The 13328-nt window shown below is 58.6% G+C and carries 14 protein-coding genes and 2 pseudogenes; 6 read left to right on the top strand and 10 right to left on the bottom strand.

The window, feature by feature from the left end; genetic code table 11:
* Nucleotides 1-53: 53 nt before the first annotated feature.
* The 3 genes and pseudogenes from CIW50_RS29620 to CIW50_RS24600 all read right to left on the bottom strand — a co-directional run bounded on the left by CIW50_RS29620 (nt 54) and on the right by CIW50_RS24600 (nt 3728).
* Nucleotides 54-295: pseudogene (locus tag CIW50_RS29620) on the bottom strand (PilZ domain-containing protein).
* A gap of 128 nt (nt 296-423) precedes the next feature.
* Nucleotides 424-2334 carry a diguanylate cyclase domain-containing protein gene (locus CIW50_RS24605; RefSeq protein WP_149533807.1) on the bottom strand — a complete coding sequence of 637 codons (1911 nt, stop codon included), beginning with the start codon at nt 2332-2334 and terminating at the stop codon, nt 424-426.
* A gap of 470 nt (nt 2335-2804) precedes the next feature.
* Entirely contained in the window at nt 2805-3728 is a 924-nt protein-coding gene (locus tag CIW50_RS24600; RefSeq protein ID WP_149533806.1) for a LysR substrate-binding domain-containing protein, read from the bottom strand.
* A gap of 156 nt (nt 3729-3884) precedes the next feature.
* Here CIW50_RS24600 and CIW50_RS24595 point away from each other — a divergent pair, with 156 nt between their 5' ends.
* Nucleotides 3885-5123 carry an MFS transporter gene (locus tag CIW50_RS24595; protein WP_149533805.1) on the top strand — a complete coding sequence of 413 codons (1239 nt, stop codon included), beginning with the start codon at nt 3885-3887 and terminating at the stop codon, nt 5121-5123.
* Between the two features lie 34 nt (nt 5124-5157).
* Nucleotides 5158-5919: an SDR family oxidoreductase gene (locus CIW50_RS24590; RefSeq protein WP_149533804.1), complete on the top strand. Its 762-nt coding sequence runs from the start codon at nt 5158-5160 to the stop codon at nt 5917-5919.
* Between the two features lie 119 nt (nt 5920-6038).
* Here the strand turns inward: CIW50_RS24590 and CIW50_RS24585 are convergent.
* Nucleotides 6039-6206 (bottom strand): annotated as a pseudogene (locus CIW50_RS24585) (phage BR0599 family protein); the annotation flags it as partial.
* A 180-nt stretch (nt 6207-6386) separates the two neighbouring features.
* Between CIW50_RS24585 and CIW50_RS24580 the strand changes: the two are divergent.
* Nucleotides 6387-6698, top strand: coding sequence for a hypothetical protein (locus CIW50_RS24580; protein ID WP_149533803.1), 312 nt, complete (start codon nt 6387-6389; stop codon nt 6696-6698).
* Between the two features lie 65 nt (nt 6699-6763).
* Here CIW50_RS24580 and CIW50_RS24575 read toward each other — a convergent pair whose 3' ends face one another.
* The 6 genes from CIW50_RS24575 to CIW50_RS24550 form a co-directional block, all read right to left on the bottom strand.
* Nucleotides 6764-6973 (bottom strand): hypothetical protein, encoded by a 210-nt coding sequence (locus CIW50_RS24575; protein WP_149533802.1) that lies wholly within the window; start codon nt 6971-6973, stop codon nt 6764-6766.
* Nucleotides 6974-7150: 177 nt separating this feature from the next.
* Complete coding sequence (locus CIW50_RS24570) at nt 7151-7483, bottom strand: hypothetical protein (RefSeq protein WP_149533801.1); 333 nt, start codon at nt 7481-7483, stop codon at nt 7151-7153.
* A 112-nt stretch (nt 7484-7595) separates the two neighbouring features.
* A complete protein-coding gene (locus CIW50_RS24565) occupies nt 7596-8357 on the bottom strand; it encodes a S1 family peptidase (protein WP_149533800.1) in 762 nt (253 codons plus the stop codon).
* A 470-nt stretch (nt 8358-8827) separates the two neighbouring features.
* Nucleotides 8828-10357 (bottom strand): recombinase family protein, encoded by a 1530-nt coding sequence (locus CIW50_RS24560; RefSeq protein ID WP_149533799.1) that lies wholly within the window; start codon nt 10355-10357, stop codon nt 8828-8830.
* A 552-nt stretch (nt 10358-10909) separates the two neighbouring features.
* Nucleotides 10910-11443: a hypothetical protein gene (locus CIW50_RS24555; RefSeq protein ID WP_149533798.1), complete on the bottom strand. Its 534-nt coding sequence runs from the start codon at nt 11441-11443 to the stop codon at nt 10910-10912.
* 3 nt (nt 11444-11446) lie between these two features.
* Entirely contained in the window at nt 11447-11803 is a 357-nt protein-coding gene (locus CIW50_RS24550) for a hypothetical protein (RefSeq protein ID WP_149533797.1), read from the bottom strand.
* A gap of 628 nt (nt 11804-12431) precedes the next feature.
* Here CIW50_RS24550 and CIW50_RS24545 point away from each other — a divergent pair.
* The 3 genes from CIW50_RS24545 to CIW50_RS24535 all read left to right on the top strand — a co-directional run bounded on the left by CIW50_RS24545 (nt 12432) and on the right by CIW50_RS24535 (nt 13315).
* Entirely contained in the window at nt 12432-12665 is a 234-nt protein-coding gene (locus tag CIW50_RS24545; RefSeq protein ID WP_149533796.1) for a ribbon-helix-helix domain-containing protein, read from the top strand.
* A 160-nt stretch (nt 12666-12825) separates the two neighbouring features.
* Complete coding sequence (locus CIW50_RS24540) at nt 12826-13086, top strand: hypothetical protein (protein ID WP_149533795.1); 261 nt, start codon at nt 12826-12828, stop codon at nt 13084-13086.
* 25 nt (nt 13087-13111) lie between these two features.
* A complete protein-coding gene (locus CIW50_RS24535) occupies nt 13112-13315 on the top strand; it encodes a hypothetical protein (RefSeq protein WP_149533794.1) in 204 nt (67 codons plus the stop codon).
* The last annotated feature ends 13 nt before the right edge of the window (nt 13316-13328 follow it).

Raw genomic sequence — 13328 nt, 5'->3', positions numbered from 1 at the left:
GCGGTTCGCAGATCACTTCGAAGTGTCACTTCAGTGGTAGGCATTTAGCGCTGTCACGGCACCTGGCCGAACCTGACGCCAATTCGGTAGCCTTTTCGCCACACAACTTCGCAACGTAAATGCAGTCCGTCACAACTAGTGCGAATTTTTCAGGTATCCCAACTTGGCTGGATATTTCTAACGCCGCGCCGGTAGCGGACAGGTTGCGGACCACGCAGTCGATCGCACCGCCGCCGAACTCGATCGTTCCTGCTTTCAAAACGCGGTGGCGGGGTGCGCTACGAGTTTCGACCATCTTTCGACAGTACAGCAAATCGCTAAGAAACCGATAGAGATCTCTCAAACCGCTACTTGGTAGAACTACGAAGGCGCCGATTTTTCCGTCATACTTGACCGTTTGGCGTCTTCATGGTTCCAGAGGCCTCAGGCAATCCTTCCCTTGGACAACTCTATCACACGTCCCGACATCACCAGTCGATCGCGCCCCTCATCCTTCGCAGCATACAGTGCTCGATCCGCGGCCTCGACCAGCGACGAACTCGACGCTTTCGCGTCCTGGAGGGCAGCTATCGCACCACCGATGCTTACCGTCACTTTTTGGGATGGAAGGTTCAACTCGTGATCAATGCCGATAGCAGCAAGGGAGTCCCGAATCTTGCTGCTTATCAGTTCACATCCCGCGCGATCAGTATCCGGCAAAAGCAGAACAAACTCCTCTCCGCCGTATCTTGCGGCCAGGTCGGCAGGCCGTCGAACCTGCGCGGCCAGCGCCTGCGCAACGGACTGCAGGCAAGCGTCTCCAGCCTGATGTCCGTATCGATCATTGTATTTTTTGAATTGATCGACGTCGATCATTAGCAGTGACAACGGAGTGCCGTCGCGTCGTGCCCTTGCCCATTCCCTCTCCAGATGCTCGTCGAAATGTCGACGATTGGCAATTCCGGTCAGGCCATCCAAAGTCGCGAGCGATGCCAACTTCCGCTCAAGGTCTTTATGCTCCGTCATATCGCGCGAAATCGCAACGACCCCGTTTATCTCACCCGTTTCATAGCCCTTGGTGACGCGCATGGTGGATTCGATCCATATCTCCGATCGCTCACGATGACGACTGCGATAGACGATCCGAGCGTCTTGTTGGTCGCCACGCTTCAAGGCAGCCACCAGCGCCTTTACCCGGGGGAGATCTTCGGTGTTCACGCCCGCCAGCGCCGGCGTCCCCATCAGCTGTTCCGGTGCCCAGCCCACCACCCGACTCGATGACGGCGACACGTAATGAATGCGTTCATCCATTCCAATGCGGGTCACCATGTCGCTGGACTCCTCCGCAAGCAGACGGAAATCGGCCTCTTTGGCTTCAAGTTCGGCGGCCATCCGTTGACGCGCTTGCAATTGCCTTATGAAGAAAAAGCCGATCACGGCAATAATCAGAAGTAGTGCGACGACGAACATCATTCGCACGGCCGCATCCCTGCGCCACGAAGCCAGCACCTCATCTTCGGCTTTGGTGGCCAGAACCATCAGAGGAAAATGATCGCTTGTCTTGTAGAAGCTCAGCCGTTGAACCCCATCCAGGGGCGATCTGAAATAGTATGTCCCCGACGCTGGACGCTTGGTACGCTCTTTAAAGAGAGGCGTGCTCGACAAATCCCGCCCGACATAGGTCCCATCATCGGGGCTCCGCGCCAGCATGATGCCATCCGAACTCAGGAGAGAAATTGCGCCCTTCTGTCCGATGGTGAACTTGTTGAAGAACTGCGTGAAATATGAAACGTCAACGGTGGCCAGAACGACGCCCGCAAATCTGCCGTCAGGATGATTGAAGCGCTTTGAGGCGGTAATGATCCACTGTCCGCCGGAACGGCTTTTGACAGGCCGACCGATGAGCATCCCGCGGTCCGCCGATTGAGCGTGATAGCGAAAATAATCCCGGTCGCTGTTGTTCAGACCGTTCAGATTCACCGATTCGGTCGTTGCGAGCCAACGCCCGGTCTCGTCATATACAAACAGGCCGCGGATACGACCCAGGGTGGGTTTGCGAAGATCGATGAAAGTTTGAAGCCGCGCGATCGCTTCAGGACCATCGCCATCGATCCCAAGCCGATGGACGAGACCAGTGACGACGTTGTCGGCTAGTTCGAATGTATCGTCAGCGTGTTGCGCAAGCGACTGCGCAAGGTTCGCCGTGTCGATGTCTGTATTTTTTAGCTCAACGTCCCGCGCGGACCATTCCCGCCAGCTACTCAGGCCGAGAATCGCCACGCAAACCAGCGTTAGAAAAACGGCAGCCCAAATCGGCAAATGCAGGGCCGCGCGTTTTCGGTGGGCGGAGCTCATCGGCGCCTTAATCTGTTCGCAAGGAATACAGTGACGGATCACCCTTCCATTGACGCGTTAATGCGCTGTGAAATCTACAATCTTATTGGGTTGGGAACTCTTAAATCTGCCGGGCGGACCGCTTACCCGATCCGCTATATCCGATAGCCGACATATTGTTGCACAGCAGCGTAACGACGCGATCCAGCCCCGCGCCTCGGTGACGAGAGCAGCGCGGGTGATGAGTGTGATCATCATGATAAGGAGCCTTGTGACGAAGTAGTGCAGTCGCCGGCCAGCGCAGCGACGCTATTGCCAGGCGGCGAAAAAGGGGCGCCTTGGCTCACGGAATCCGCCGCACGAAAGGTGGACGAATAACGCCAGCAAGCCGTTCGCAATCGGAGCGCCGCCGACGAGCGCCCTGATCGGCATCGTCGCTCCCGCATTGCCCGATTGGTTCATGGAATCGAAGCGATCACGGTCGTCGACGCCTAGTTGCGGACGAGATCGCGGCCTTGTTGCTCGAGCCAATCGCAGAACACGGCGATATGTGGATCGGTTCGTCGCGCTTCCGGTAGATAGGCGAAGTAGCTGCGTGCCGAGAGACTGATGTCCGGAAATGGCGTTATCAATCGCCCGGCCGCGAGATCATCGGCGACCAGCGCGGTCGGACCCATCGCCACACCGAGTCCATCGATCGCTGCCTGTATGGTCAGGTAGAAATGATCGAAGGTCAGAGATGCCTCCGGGCGAAGGGCGGGCTCGCCGGCTTCAGCCAGCCAGTCGCGCCAAAGTCGCGCCATCGACGAGACATGAAGCAGCGTATGGCGCGATAGATCGCGGATGTCGGTCAACGGCGCCCGATCCAGAATGGCCGGACTGCACACCGGCAGCCGTCGTTCCCCGAAAAGGAAACGCGACGTGTAGCCGGGAAAGGTGTCCGGCCCTCCTCTGATCACGACGTCGAACGGCTCGGCCAGAGCGTCGATCGTCTCGTTCGACGTACTCAAACGGACCTCGATGTCGGGATGCTCGCTCCGAAAAGCGCCCATGCGTCGTAACAGCCATCGCAGACTGAAGGTCGCGAGCGCGTTGACATGCAGCACGATGGACGGCGCGTCATGCCGTCTGGTGCGATGCTGCTGCACGGCAGCCGAAATGCGATCGAGGGCCGGCCCGAATTCGGCCAGCAGTGCGGCGCCAGCAGGCGTCAGTACGACCCGTCGGACCGAGCGCCGAAACAGCGCCGGAGCACCCAACCAGTCTTCCAACAGTCGGATCTGCTGACTGACGGCGCCATGCGTCACGCTAAGCTCGACGGCCGCCTCCTTCAGACTGCCGAGACGGGCGGCAGCCTCGAAGGCGCGGACCGCATTCAGCGGCGGCAGACTACGGCGTGGGACAAAGGTGGACATACTTCAGAATTTCTAACCCATAACTTGAGTATTACTGATTTGTGACGATCGCAAGTCTCGTTCATGGTGGTTTTAGCAGCGTTTCACGCGCCCGGCTCGAATCCGGCACGCCAATCTTCAGATTTTCTGCAACTGCTGCGCTAGCGCCGGAAGACGATGACACAGCACGAGACCACGACACCCGCCACGTCGGCTCCTCCGAACCAGACACGCGCCGCGCGAACGCTTGCGCTCACCGGGCTCAATCACGCTCTGCACGACGGTTTCACCGATGTGATCTACGTGCTGCTGCCGATCTGGCAGACCGAGTTCGCACTGAGCTACAGCGTGCTCGCCATTCTGCGCGGGCTCTATTCCGGCACCATGGCGTGTCTGCAAATTCCGGCAGGGCATCTTGCGGAGCGCATCGACGCCAAAATCATTCTCTGTTGCGGCACGGCGCTGGCGGCACTGGGCTACGCGCTCGCAGGCATCTCCGGCGGCATCGTCGGACTGTGCCTGGCGCTTGCGCTGGCAGGCGCAGGCTCAAGCACCCAACATCCTCTGGCATCCGCCGCCGTGTCGCGCGCCTATGGGCGCGCCGCGCGCAGGCCGCTTGGCATCTACAATTTCACCGGCGATCTCGGCAAGGCGGCCATCCCCGCGCTGATGTCTCTGCTACTTGTCAGCGTCGCCTGGCAACACGCCGTATTCGCTCTCGCTGTCGCGGGCATCGCGGTATCCGTCGCCATGGCTGTGTGGATGCCGGCGGTCGGCAAAGGACATGCAGCCAATGCGAAGGAACGATCCAGCCAGACGGGTCAAAGTCGCGGCGGGTTTTATTGGCTGCTGGCGATCGGAATGCTCGATAGCGCCGTCAGAATGGGCTTCCTCGCCTTTCTGCCATTCCTCCTGATTGGAAAAGGAGCGACCCTTCCCACCATCGGTTTTGCTCTGGCACTTGTCTTCAGCGGTGGGGCCGCCGGCAAGTTTGCGTGCGGCTGGCTGGGCGACAAGGTCGGCACGCGGCGCACCGTCCTCTTCACCGAGGTTGCTACGGCCGTTTTGATTGTCGGCGTTCTGGTTCTGCCGCTCGTCCCCGCCATCATGCTCCTGCCGGCGCTGGGGGTGATGCTCAACGGCACATCATCCGTACTGTACGGAACGGTTCCCGAACTGACCCCGCCCCATCGCACCGAGCGTGCATTCGCCTTGTTCTATACGGGCACCATCGGCGCGGGCGCCGGTGCCCCGGTTCTCTATGGTTTTCTGGGCGACGCGTTCGGACCCACGACGGCAACGGCCGCGACCGCGATGACGGCGCTGGCAATCTGCCCGTTCGTGATCGCACTCTCGCGGCATCTCAGCGACCACGTCGAAATCGGTCTGGCATCGGACTCATCCGGACAGCCCTAGATGATGATTTCACCACCACATGAAGGTTCGCCAAATGGATACCGTCTCACAGGCGCCGCTCATTCTGATAACGGGTGGAAGTCGTGGTGTAGGTGCCGCGACTGCGCGGCTCGCTGCCGCACAAGGTTACGATGTCGCGATCAGTTTCGTCTCGAACGAATCTGCCGCTCTTGCGGTGGCAGCTGATGTTGAAGCTGTCGGGCGTCGGGCTTTGGCCGTGCGCGCAGATAGCGCGGATCCAGAGCAGGTCGCTCAGCTATTCGCCGCGATCGACCATGCGTTCGGCCGGATCGATGTGCTGGTGAACAACGCCGCAATGCTTGCGCGGCAGTCCCGGCTGGAGGATCTCGGATTCGAGCGGATGCAGCGCATCTTCGCGGTCAATGCGATCGGCCCTATCCTCTGTGCGCAGCAGGCCGCGAAGCGCATGTCGTATCGCCACGACGGGCGCGGCGGCTCCGTGATCAACATCTCTTCGGCCTCGGCCAGGCTCGGCAGTCCGGGCGAATATGTCGACTACGCTGCGTCGAAAGGCGCCGTTGAGACATTCACGACCGGCTTCGCCAAGGAAGTCGCGCGGGATGGCATACGCGTCAACTGCATTCGCCCCGGACACATCTACACTGACATGCATGCCAGCGGCGGAGAGCCCGGACGGGTCGATCGCGTAAAAGACTCGATCCCCATGGGACGAGGCGGTCAGCCTGAAGAAGTTGCGCGGGCGATCCTGTGGCTGGCAAGCGCCGAGGCTTCGTTCGTCACCGGCACATTCCTCGATGTCACTGGCGGCAAGTAAGCAACAGGGTGCGTCGCCCCCCCCCGGCAACGCCCTCCTGATCGAAACCGAAACTTTCTCCAGAATATTGCAGGCGACATTCGCGTGAGTTCGCGCATATCCGCCACTCGCTAACCCACTCACCCCCCACCCGTCCCCGGCGTCGGATAGCTCATGACAAAGTCATTGCCGGGGATATCGGGGAAGCCGCGGAAATTATCGACATTGCCGAAGCGATCGCGGCAAGTCGCCAGCATCTTATCGCAGTCGGCCGTGACGGTGAATGCATCGCCGGCCGCGATCGCCTGCTTCTTAATCGTTCATTACATCGCTCTAAAGGAATCGATGTCGCCGCATCACACGCGACTCACACGCTATCCCTCACCATGCAGGGGACGGATTGATCATCTGCGTTTGCGGCAACAGCTATGGAACCATTCGCCCGCTGCCGTCGTTACCTCCATTCACGCAAGCTTTGGAGAACGACAATGAGACTGACCGAACGCGTCGCGTGTGCGGCGGTGATTGCCGTGATGGGATCCTTTGCTGGATCGGCGGCTCAAGCTGCTGACCAGACTTTCACGGGGATCGTCACCATTCTCGATCGCACTACCAGCGAGGTGGTGATCAAGCAGGCGCCGGCTGGCGAGACCGTCGGCGCGAATACGCCGGGCGCGATGGAGAAATTCAGGCTGCGCACGGTTCCGGAGTCGCTGCATGCCGGCGAGCGCGTCACGGTGACCTATACCGAGAGCAATGGCGTCAAGACGATCAGCAATGTGACCGAGAAGAAGGACTAGGCGATACGGGCGCATGGGCTGCTGCCGCTGGGACCATGCGCCCGGAGTTCCCGATGCGGACAGGTTCAATCTTTCAGCACGAACTTCTTGCGCAGTTCCACGGCCACTTCGTCGGCAAGCTCCTGCGCATAGGTGGCGTGTTTCGGCGCGGTAATCACCATCGGCCGCCAGCCGAGCAGGGTATCCCTGCGTACCGATACATAGACGCCTCCGACAACGATCCGCTGGGCGATCATTTCCTCAAGTTCGGCTTCGGTCTTTTCTTCTTTTCCCATAACCGGCTTCCCGTGATGCTCTGAAGCACCCCTCTAGCTAGGGAGGCGTTTCGGAAATGCAGTTCACAAGAATGAGAGACGCAAGCTCCACGATGTCGCAGTCGAACACACTGTTACAATCGACACATGCCGCAGCGCGGTGCGCGCGTTCCGCGTGGGGCTTCTAAGGCGCGGCGCTCAGCAATAGCCGTAGTAGCCGCAGCCATAGGGCGCGCGGCTGAAGATCGTCTCGGATGGGATGCCGTAATAGTTGCGGTAATAATAGGAATTCGGCTTGCCGTAATAGCCATGCACGATGGAGGAGATATCCACCTCCGGCGCATATTGCACGATCGGCTCTTCCATCGGCCGTTCGTCCTTGACCACCACCACGCGGCGGCTCTTCACCACCGGCTCGTCGAACAGGCGGCCGATGCGGCTCTGGCCGGCCATGTCGGCGGCCTGCGCGTCCGCGATCAGGCCAGCGGTTGAAATGGCCACGGAAACGGCAAGAGTGAGTAGGCGCAGCATGTCGGAGACTCCCATGATTCGCGGATCATAGCGGAGAACCTTTCACGGAACTTAACGACACCTGCCTTGCGCGGCGCTTGCTTACACAGCGTTGCCTGAATGGCGCCTGCGATCAGAGCGGCGTGCCCCAGGCGCGTGCCGTCTGCAGGATCCAGTCGCGGTACAGCGTCAGCGGTGTCACACCGGTGAGGCCGCCGCAGCCAGCGGCGTTCTTCGCGCCGGTGGACCACGACACCACGCCGATCACGATGTTGCGACCATTTTGCTGTTGCAGCACGGGCCCGCCGCTGTCGCCGGTGCAGGCGCCGAGCCCATCGCGTGTGTTGTCGGTCGCGGGATCGACCAGTCTTATCTGCAATTTGCCGGGATGGCTGGTAGAGGTGAGCTGCGCCGCGCGCACGGTGCCCCCGCTCTTGCCGTCGCCGCGCGCAGCGACGCCGATGCCGGCGACCAGGTAGCTCTGCCCAGGGGCGAAAGGCTCGGTGGGCATGCCGAGCGGCAGCGCGGTCTTGCCGGGCAAGGGATCTGCGAGCTGCAGCAGCGCCACATCGGCGCTGGCGCGATGCGCCTTGATGCCCTCCGCATTGAATTGTGGATGATCGGCGACGCGCTTCACCGCCAGTAATTGCGGCTGCCGTTGGGCGTCATAGAGCACGATCTTGTAACTGGCGCCGGGCGTCACGCAATGTGCCGCCGACAGCACCAGGGTCGGCGCGATCAGCGCGCCCGAACAAAAATTGCCGCGCGAGCCAACGATCGTGATCACGGCACGGCCGATCTCGTCGTCACGCACGTTAGCGCCGCCGACCAGGCATTGCGCGGCCGAAGAACCGAGGAGCGAAAGTGTCAATGAAATCAGAATTGCAGAACGCATCCGCGATGTAGAAACCCGACGGCTCGCGTTGTCAAGAAACCTGTCATTGAAAGAAAGTCGTGCTGAGGCACGTTCGCCGCTCATCCAGGAAAGGCCCATTCATTACGAGCGCAATGAACGTGTCCTTGAATTCGTCGACGAAACCTGGCCATTCCATTTGAAGATATTCTAACATTTCTCTGTTCGTGAACATCGGAAAGATAAACTTCCAAGCGATTACAAAGTCGAGCACCGAGTCAGCGTGATGCAAGTCAAGGTTCGCCTGCGTTGTATCATTCGCGCGAGACACGAGGCGTCGGGGTACCCATTCGACGCCTTGCAATGCTGCCAACTCAATAAATCCTTGGTCCGTGAGGAGTTGCGCCACTTTTGCGAGTGTCTGCGACAAACGAGCGCGCCTCGCTTTAGCCTCTTCATCGGCCAGCCTCGCTTTGACCGCTCGATAAGTGCGAGCGCGGTCCCTTGCGGTTTCACGCGTGCGAGGCATTACCGAGACCAATTCGTTTCCTGGAACAAAGCGCAAAAAGCGGATCCAACGTCGCTGAGCGAAACGCCTCCATCCGCTGTCGCCTCTTCTTCGAGATCGTCAGCCAAGACGCATTCGTCAGGAATAGAAGCGGTATGAATAGATAGTCCTCAACGACAGTGAACACTTCGTCGTGCACTCTCGCGGCTACTAAGATGTCTGGCTTCGCCCATGCTGATCGCTTGATCTGCCATTGATTTTTCCCGCCGCCGGGTGTCGCACATCCAGCAACAACAGCCACCACCAACTCCTCGTTTATGAGTATTTGAGAGCTACCCGAATGCCATTCAACTTCGCAACCGGCCGCTCGGAGCCTTGCCGACATCTGACTCATGATGACCATCCGAACTTGCGAGCTGCGACCGCGGCGAAATGGCGGCGCATAGCCAATCATTTGATATGCAGCGGCAAGCCCGCCGAAATGCTCCTTAAATGTGTTCACGCTAGGCATCTCTGGTATTGACTCGATAAGGGCCGCGCTGATCCGCCCCCGACTGCACCAAATGGCGGTTAGCGCGTTGAGCAGCTCGCTGTCGAGGTAAGCTCGCGCATTATAGCGCAACTGCTCTTGAGCCTGGCGGAAACGCTCTTTGGAAACGATGCCTTCGAATGCTCCGATTTTCTCGACCCATTCTGATCTGAGATTCTTCCTGCTCGGCGCGCCCAATTTTCTGGACGTTTTGTTGAACTGCGCACTTCCAACGTATTTTTCGTTGGACAAGATCTCTCGTACAGAAACGTCATTCCACTGACGCTGGAGGACGTTCGCAATCCCCTCTTCGTTCAAAAGTCTTGCGATACGGCTTAACGAAAATTTCTGGTCTATGAAGAGTGAATAAATCCGAGCGATAATCTCAATCTCCTCCGCAGGGCCGGCAACCAAGATCGTTCGGTCCGTCGAGAGTCTCTTTCGTTGACCGGGCTTGAGTATGGTTCTTTGAGCCGACCCGTCTTCAATGAGGCATCTTCGTAAGCCGTAGCCTGGCGTAGAACCGCGATGAAAACCGTTCCTTACGGCTTTTGCCTGCCCGGCAAACACCTTCGCGGAAAGTTCTCGGCTGTACTCGCCGGCCATGGCCCTCTTCAAGTTCTTTAGGATTGTGGCCGTGAGGCTGCCATCGTTGTTAAATTGTTCGGCGCAGTATTCGACAGCCACACCATTAGACCGGCAAATAAATTCATAATATGCGCTCTCATCGGTGTCCTGAAAGCGCCCCCACCGACTGACATCGTAAATTAGTATGGTTCGAAAATCGGCTGAGCCTGACCTCACGTCACTGATAAGCGTCTGCAGCGCTGAGCGGCCACCGATTGTCACTCCGCTTCGGCCAGCATCCTCGTAACTTCGGACAATTATCAACCCTCTACGCGCTGCGTAGAGCGCAATCGTCTCCGCCTGTATCGCAATAGAGTTACGTTGCATGTCGGTAGACATACGGACGTACTGGGCGGCTCTGTTTTCAGCGAACAACATCCCAACAGCTGAATCGAAAACCCTTGAAAAAGGGTCTCGCGGTTTCTTACAATTCGGTGCCAATATTCAGAAAGTCATCCCCAATCTGGGACTCCTCGCCAAGAGCCCTTAAGTGAAAATCGCGACCGAACAGCTGCTATTTGATACCAGCGCTCAGGGAATCGAAGTTGGTCATTGCCCGTATCGCTTATGGCGAAGAGATCGCGCGCCCAGGCCGGGTTAGCGATTGACTCTGGCGGTCTGCTTTGACGGGTCTTGGTATCAGCCATCGGGCGGACGCCGACGCGGATAAAGGCCAACTGTTGTTGACGCCGCCAAAAGCTCTCGAGGCCCCAATTCGAGCTGCTGTACAGCCGCCTTTACCCCGACCACCGGTTATCGATGGCAAGAATATCGTAGCGATTCCGCCTGTACCACGCCCATCCTTCCTCAACCATCCGAGTTCAGGATAACGCCGCTCTCTCCCTCGCTTAGCTCCGAACCGAGGCTTGGCAATCTCGCTCCACAACTCGGTTCTGAGCCGGCGCTTGGAAACTTCGCGCCCACGCTCGATCATGACGGATTATCTGGCGTTCGACCTTCCGAAAATCCGTTTGGTAGCGCTTTTAGATCGGGCTTCTCCTCAGCCGCAACGCCGGCTTCACAACCTTTTGCCCCGTCCATCACTGGGCTGGGCATGTCGCCGATGCGCATCTTTTCAAATGCTGCTTCAGGCCAGGATGCATAGATGTCATGCCAGGACATCACGTCGTACTCCACGAGCAATTGCCCAAGGTAAGCGAGATCGTCACGCGCTCTCCGTACGATGTTTCGTTCGCGTTCCAGCGCGAGCGCTGCTGCTGTAATCATCGTCACGGCGGCCGCGGCCGACTGGCGGCGCTGCTCTGCAAGCTGGCGCAGTACAGGCAAGATCGCAAGGAGAGCAGCACCGAGTGCGATCAAGGCGGCCAGCAGCGTTTGCCACTTCTCCAGACCCATCCAAAAGCTGTCCGCGAAAATCGGTCCTGCGATCCCCGTCCAGGCGACTAGTGCGCAGCTCAGGGTCAGCAGGGAAAGCGCGATTAAATCGGGCCGTTGTTTATGCATGGTTCACCGGATCGCTTTTACTGCGGCCGCCGCATTTTTACATAGCTTCGCAACGAGTATCTCGGAAATCCAGCGGGAGCCCCGAAAACTTCCGCCCAAGATAAGATAGTGGGCTCCCCGATTGTCGACGCGGAACGAAACCAACCCCGTGTCGTGGTGTGCGATCTTGTTTAGCGTGTCCCGCAGGTCAAGGGAGCCGTATCCTCTGTGAGACCTTTCAATCCGGCAGCTCGCAATCATCGCAGCCTGTTCGACCGGCGTCGGGCCGCTGACGACGGATGAGGTTGAAATTTGCATGTATTGCTGCGCCAGCCTTCCTTGGTCCTGCTCGTTACGCAAAATCTCGAACAGCTGGGTCAATAGATCCCATGCTCTCTGCGACGCCTCTCTCATGGCGTCGAGGTCGTGGGATTTATGGGCGTTCTTGACTTTTTTTAGAACAGCGACGGATGGTTGGGACCAAGTGCTGCGCTCTGCGTCGCCTAGGAATTACTTCGAACCGAGCTATGCTGCTTGTCAATCTAGCATTCCATGGTCTACCGAGACAGAATCTCTATTCTTTCGAATAGCCATCGGCGGCCTAAGCGACAGCTTCGGTGCCCGTTAACTCAATAATTGATCCCACGCCCGTACCGGATCAGGTTCAGCCGATCGCCGTCCCAGCCGAGCTCGAGCTCGCCGGCAAATCGGACCGTGAGCATGTTCGTGGTCGGTCGTTGCTCACGGCGATCGGTGGGATAGCGTGGCGCCCGATATTCGAACCGAGTCCGCCGTTCGTTGTCGACGTCCCTCGGGCGGCTATAGTCAGTCACGAGGTCCAGAGCGCGCCGCGGAGATCGAGGACACGCTGGCGTTTCCCTAGGCGGTCAGGCATGCCGCAGCATACATGGACGGCACTCGTGTGGACTTACGCCGCGCAGAAACATAGTGGCGCGTCGGTGGCCTCCATCAATGCAGGGGAGCGCTGGCAGGAAGTTCGAGCTTCCTGTTGGCCCGCTTCCTTGGTAATACCAAAACCATGATTAAGTCGACATTGGCAATGCCGAAAACTCAAGGCGGCCGCCCTGCTACCGGCCGTGATCCTGTGCGAGCAATTCGTCTCTCAGACAATTTTGTCGCGCAGATCGATGCATGGTCGGATCAGCAGGAAGACAAGCCCGGCCGATCCGAAGCAATCCGCCGCTTGGTAGAGCTCGGGATCAAGGCGAACAGGAAACGATGACCAAGAAACCGCAGGCTCCCAGCAATCGCGGTTTCTGGATCCTGATAGCATGTTGCGCTCTCGGCGCGATAACCTTGATAGCACTCTTACTCAGCGGTGAAATCGAGGGTGAGCGGGTCGGTCCCAACATAGAACACAAGGCTAAATGATAGAGCATCGAATGGCAAAACACCCCGACGAGCATAAGCCAAGCCTACCGTTGTCAAAGGAGGAGCGAGAGGCCCGCAAAGTATTCCGACAAGTCGAGGCCGAGCAGGCAATAAACGACCACGAAGCGGCGCAAAAAGCGTTCAGCAAAAATCATGAGCGTTTAAAAGCAGAGCGACTTGCACGTGAAGCCGCGTCGCAGCCAGCGAAAAAAAAGAAACCAGCTAGAACAAAAAAGATTGAGACAGAGCCGTCACTTAAGCGGCGGCTGTAAGATCGGACCGAAGGTAGGAAGCTAAATGATCAAGCCGAAGCGTACGGCCGTCGAGCAGGTCGAAGACGGGGCCGCGCAACGAGCTCTAAATCCGATTTCGTCGAGGCAGGCAATATCGGATAGTCAAGCGGAACCGGAGTTTGAGCAAAACCGCCTACGATTAAAAGCTGATCGTCTAGCGCGCGAAGCTCAAGACCGTGTGAAGAAGAGCGGTGGCAAGGATGTTTAGCCGACGATGGCTG

The sequence above is a fragment of the Tardiphaga sp. P9-11 genome (assembly GCF_008329525.1).
Lineage (GTDB): Bacteria > Pseudomonadota > Alphaproteobacteria > Rhizobiales > Xanthobacteraceae > Tardiphaga.
This window is presented reverse-complemented; position numbering and strand designations above follow the sequence as displayed.

Bases quoted from the DNA above. Each gene is read 5' to 3' on its own strand.
- CIW50_RS24535 (WP_149533794.1), top strand. From the start codon at position 13,112: ATGATCAAGCCGAAGCGTACGGCCGTCGAGCAGGTCGAAGACGGGGCC.
- CIW50_RS24600 (WP_149533806.1), bottom strand. From the start codon at position 3,728: ATGTCCACCTTTGTCCCACGCCGTAGTCTGCCGCCGCTGAATGCGGTC.
- CIW50_RS24570 (WP_149533801.1), bottom strand. From the start codon at position 7,483: ATGCTGCGCCTACTCACTCTTGCCGTTTCCGTGGCCATTTCAACCGCT.
- CIW50_RS24560 (WP_149533799.1), bottom strand. From the start codon at position 10,357: ATGTTGTTCGCTGAAAACAGAGCCGCCCAGTACGTCCGTATGTCTACC.
- CIW50_RS24580 (WP_149533803.1), top strand. From the start codon at position 6,387: ATGAGACTGACCGAACGCGTCGCGTGTGCGGCGGTGATTGCCGTGATG.
- CIW50_RS24605 (WP_149533807.1), bottom strand. From the start codon at position 2,334: ATGAGCTCCGCCCACCGAAAACGCGCGGCCCTGCATTTGCCGATTTGG.
- CIW50_RS24540 (WP_149533795.1), top strand. From the start codon at position 12,826: ATGGCAAAACACCCCGACGAGCATAAGCCAAGCCTACCGTTGTCAAAG.
- CIW50_RS24555 (WP_149533798.1), bottom strand. From the start codon at position 11,443: ATGCATAAACAACGGCCCGATTTAATCGCGCTTTCCCTGCTGACCCTG.
- CIW50_RS24575 (WP_149533802.1), bottom strand. From the start codon at position 6,973: ATGGGAAAAGAAGAAAAGACCGAAGCCGAACTTGAGGAAATGATCGCC.
- CIW50_RS24565 (WP_149533800.1), bottom strand. From the start codon at position 8,357: ATGCGTTCTGCAATTCTGATTTCATTGACACTTTCGCTCCTCGGTTCT.
- CIW50_RS24590 (WP_149533804.1), top strand. From the start codon at position 5,158: ATGGATACCGTCTCACAGGCGCCGCTCATTCTGATAACGGGTGGAAGT.
- CIW50_RS24595 (WP_149533805.1), top strand. From the start codon at position 3,885: ATGACACAGCACGAGACCACGACACCCGCCACGTCGGCTCCTCCGAAC.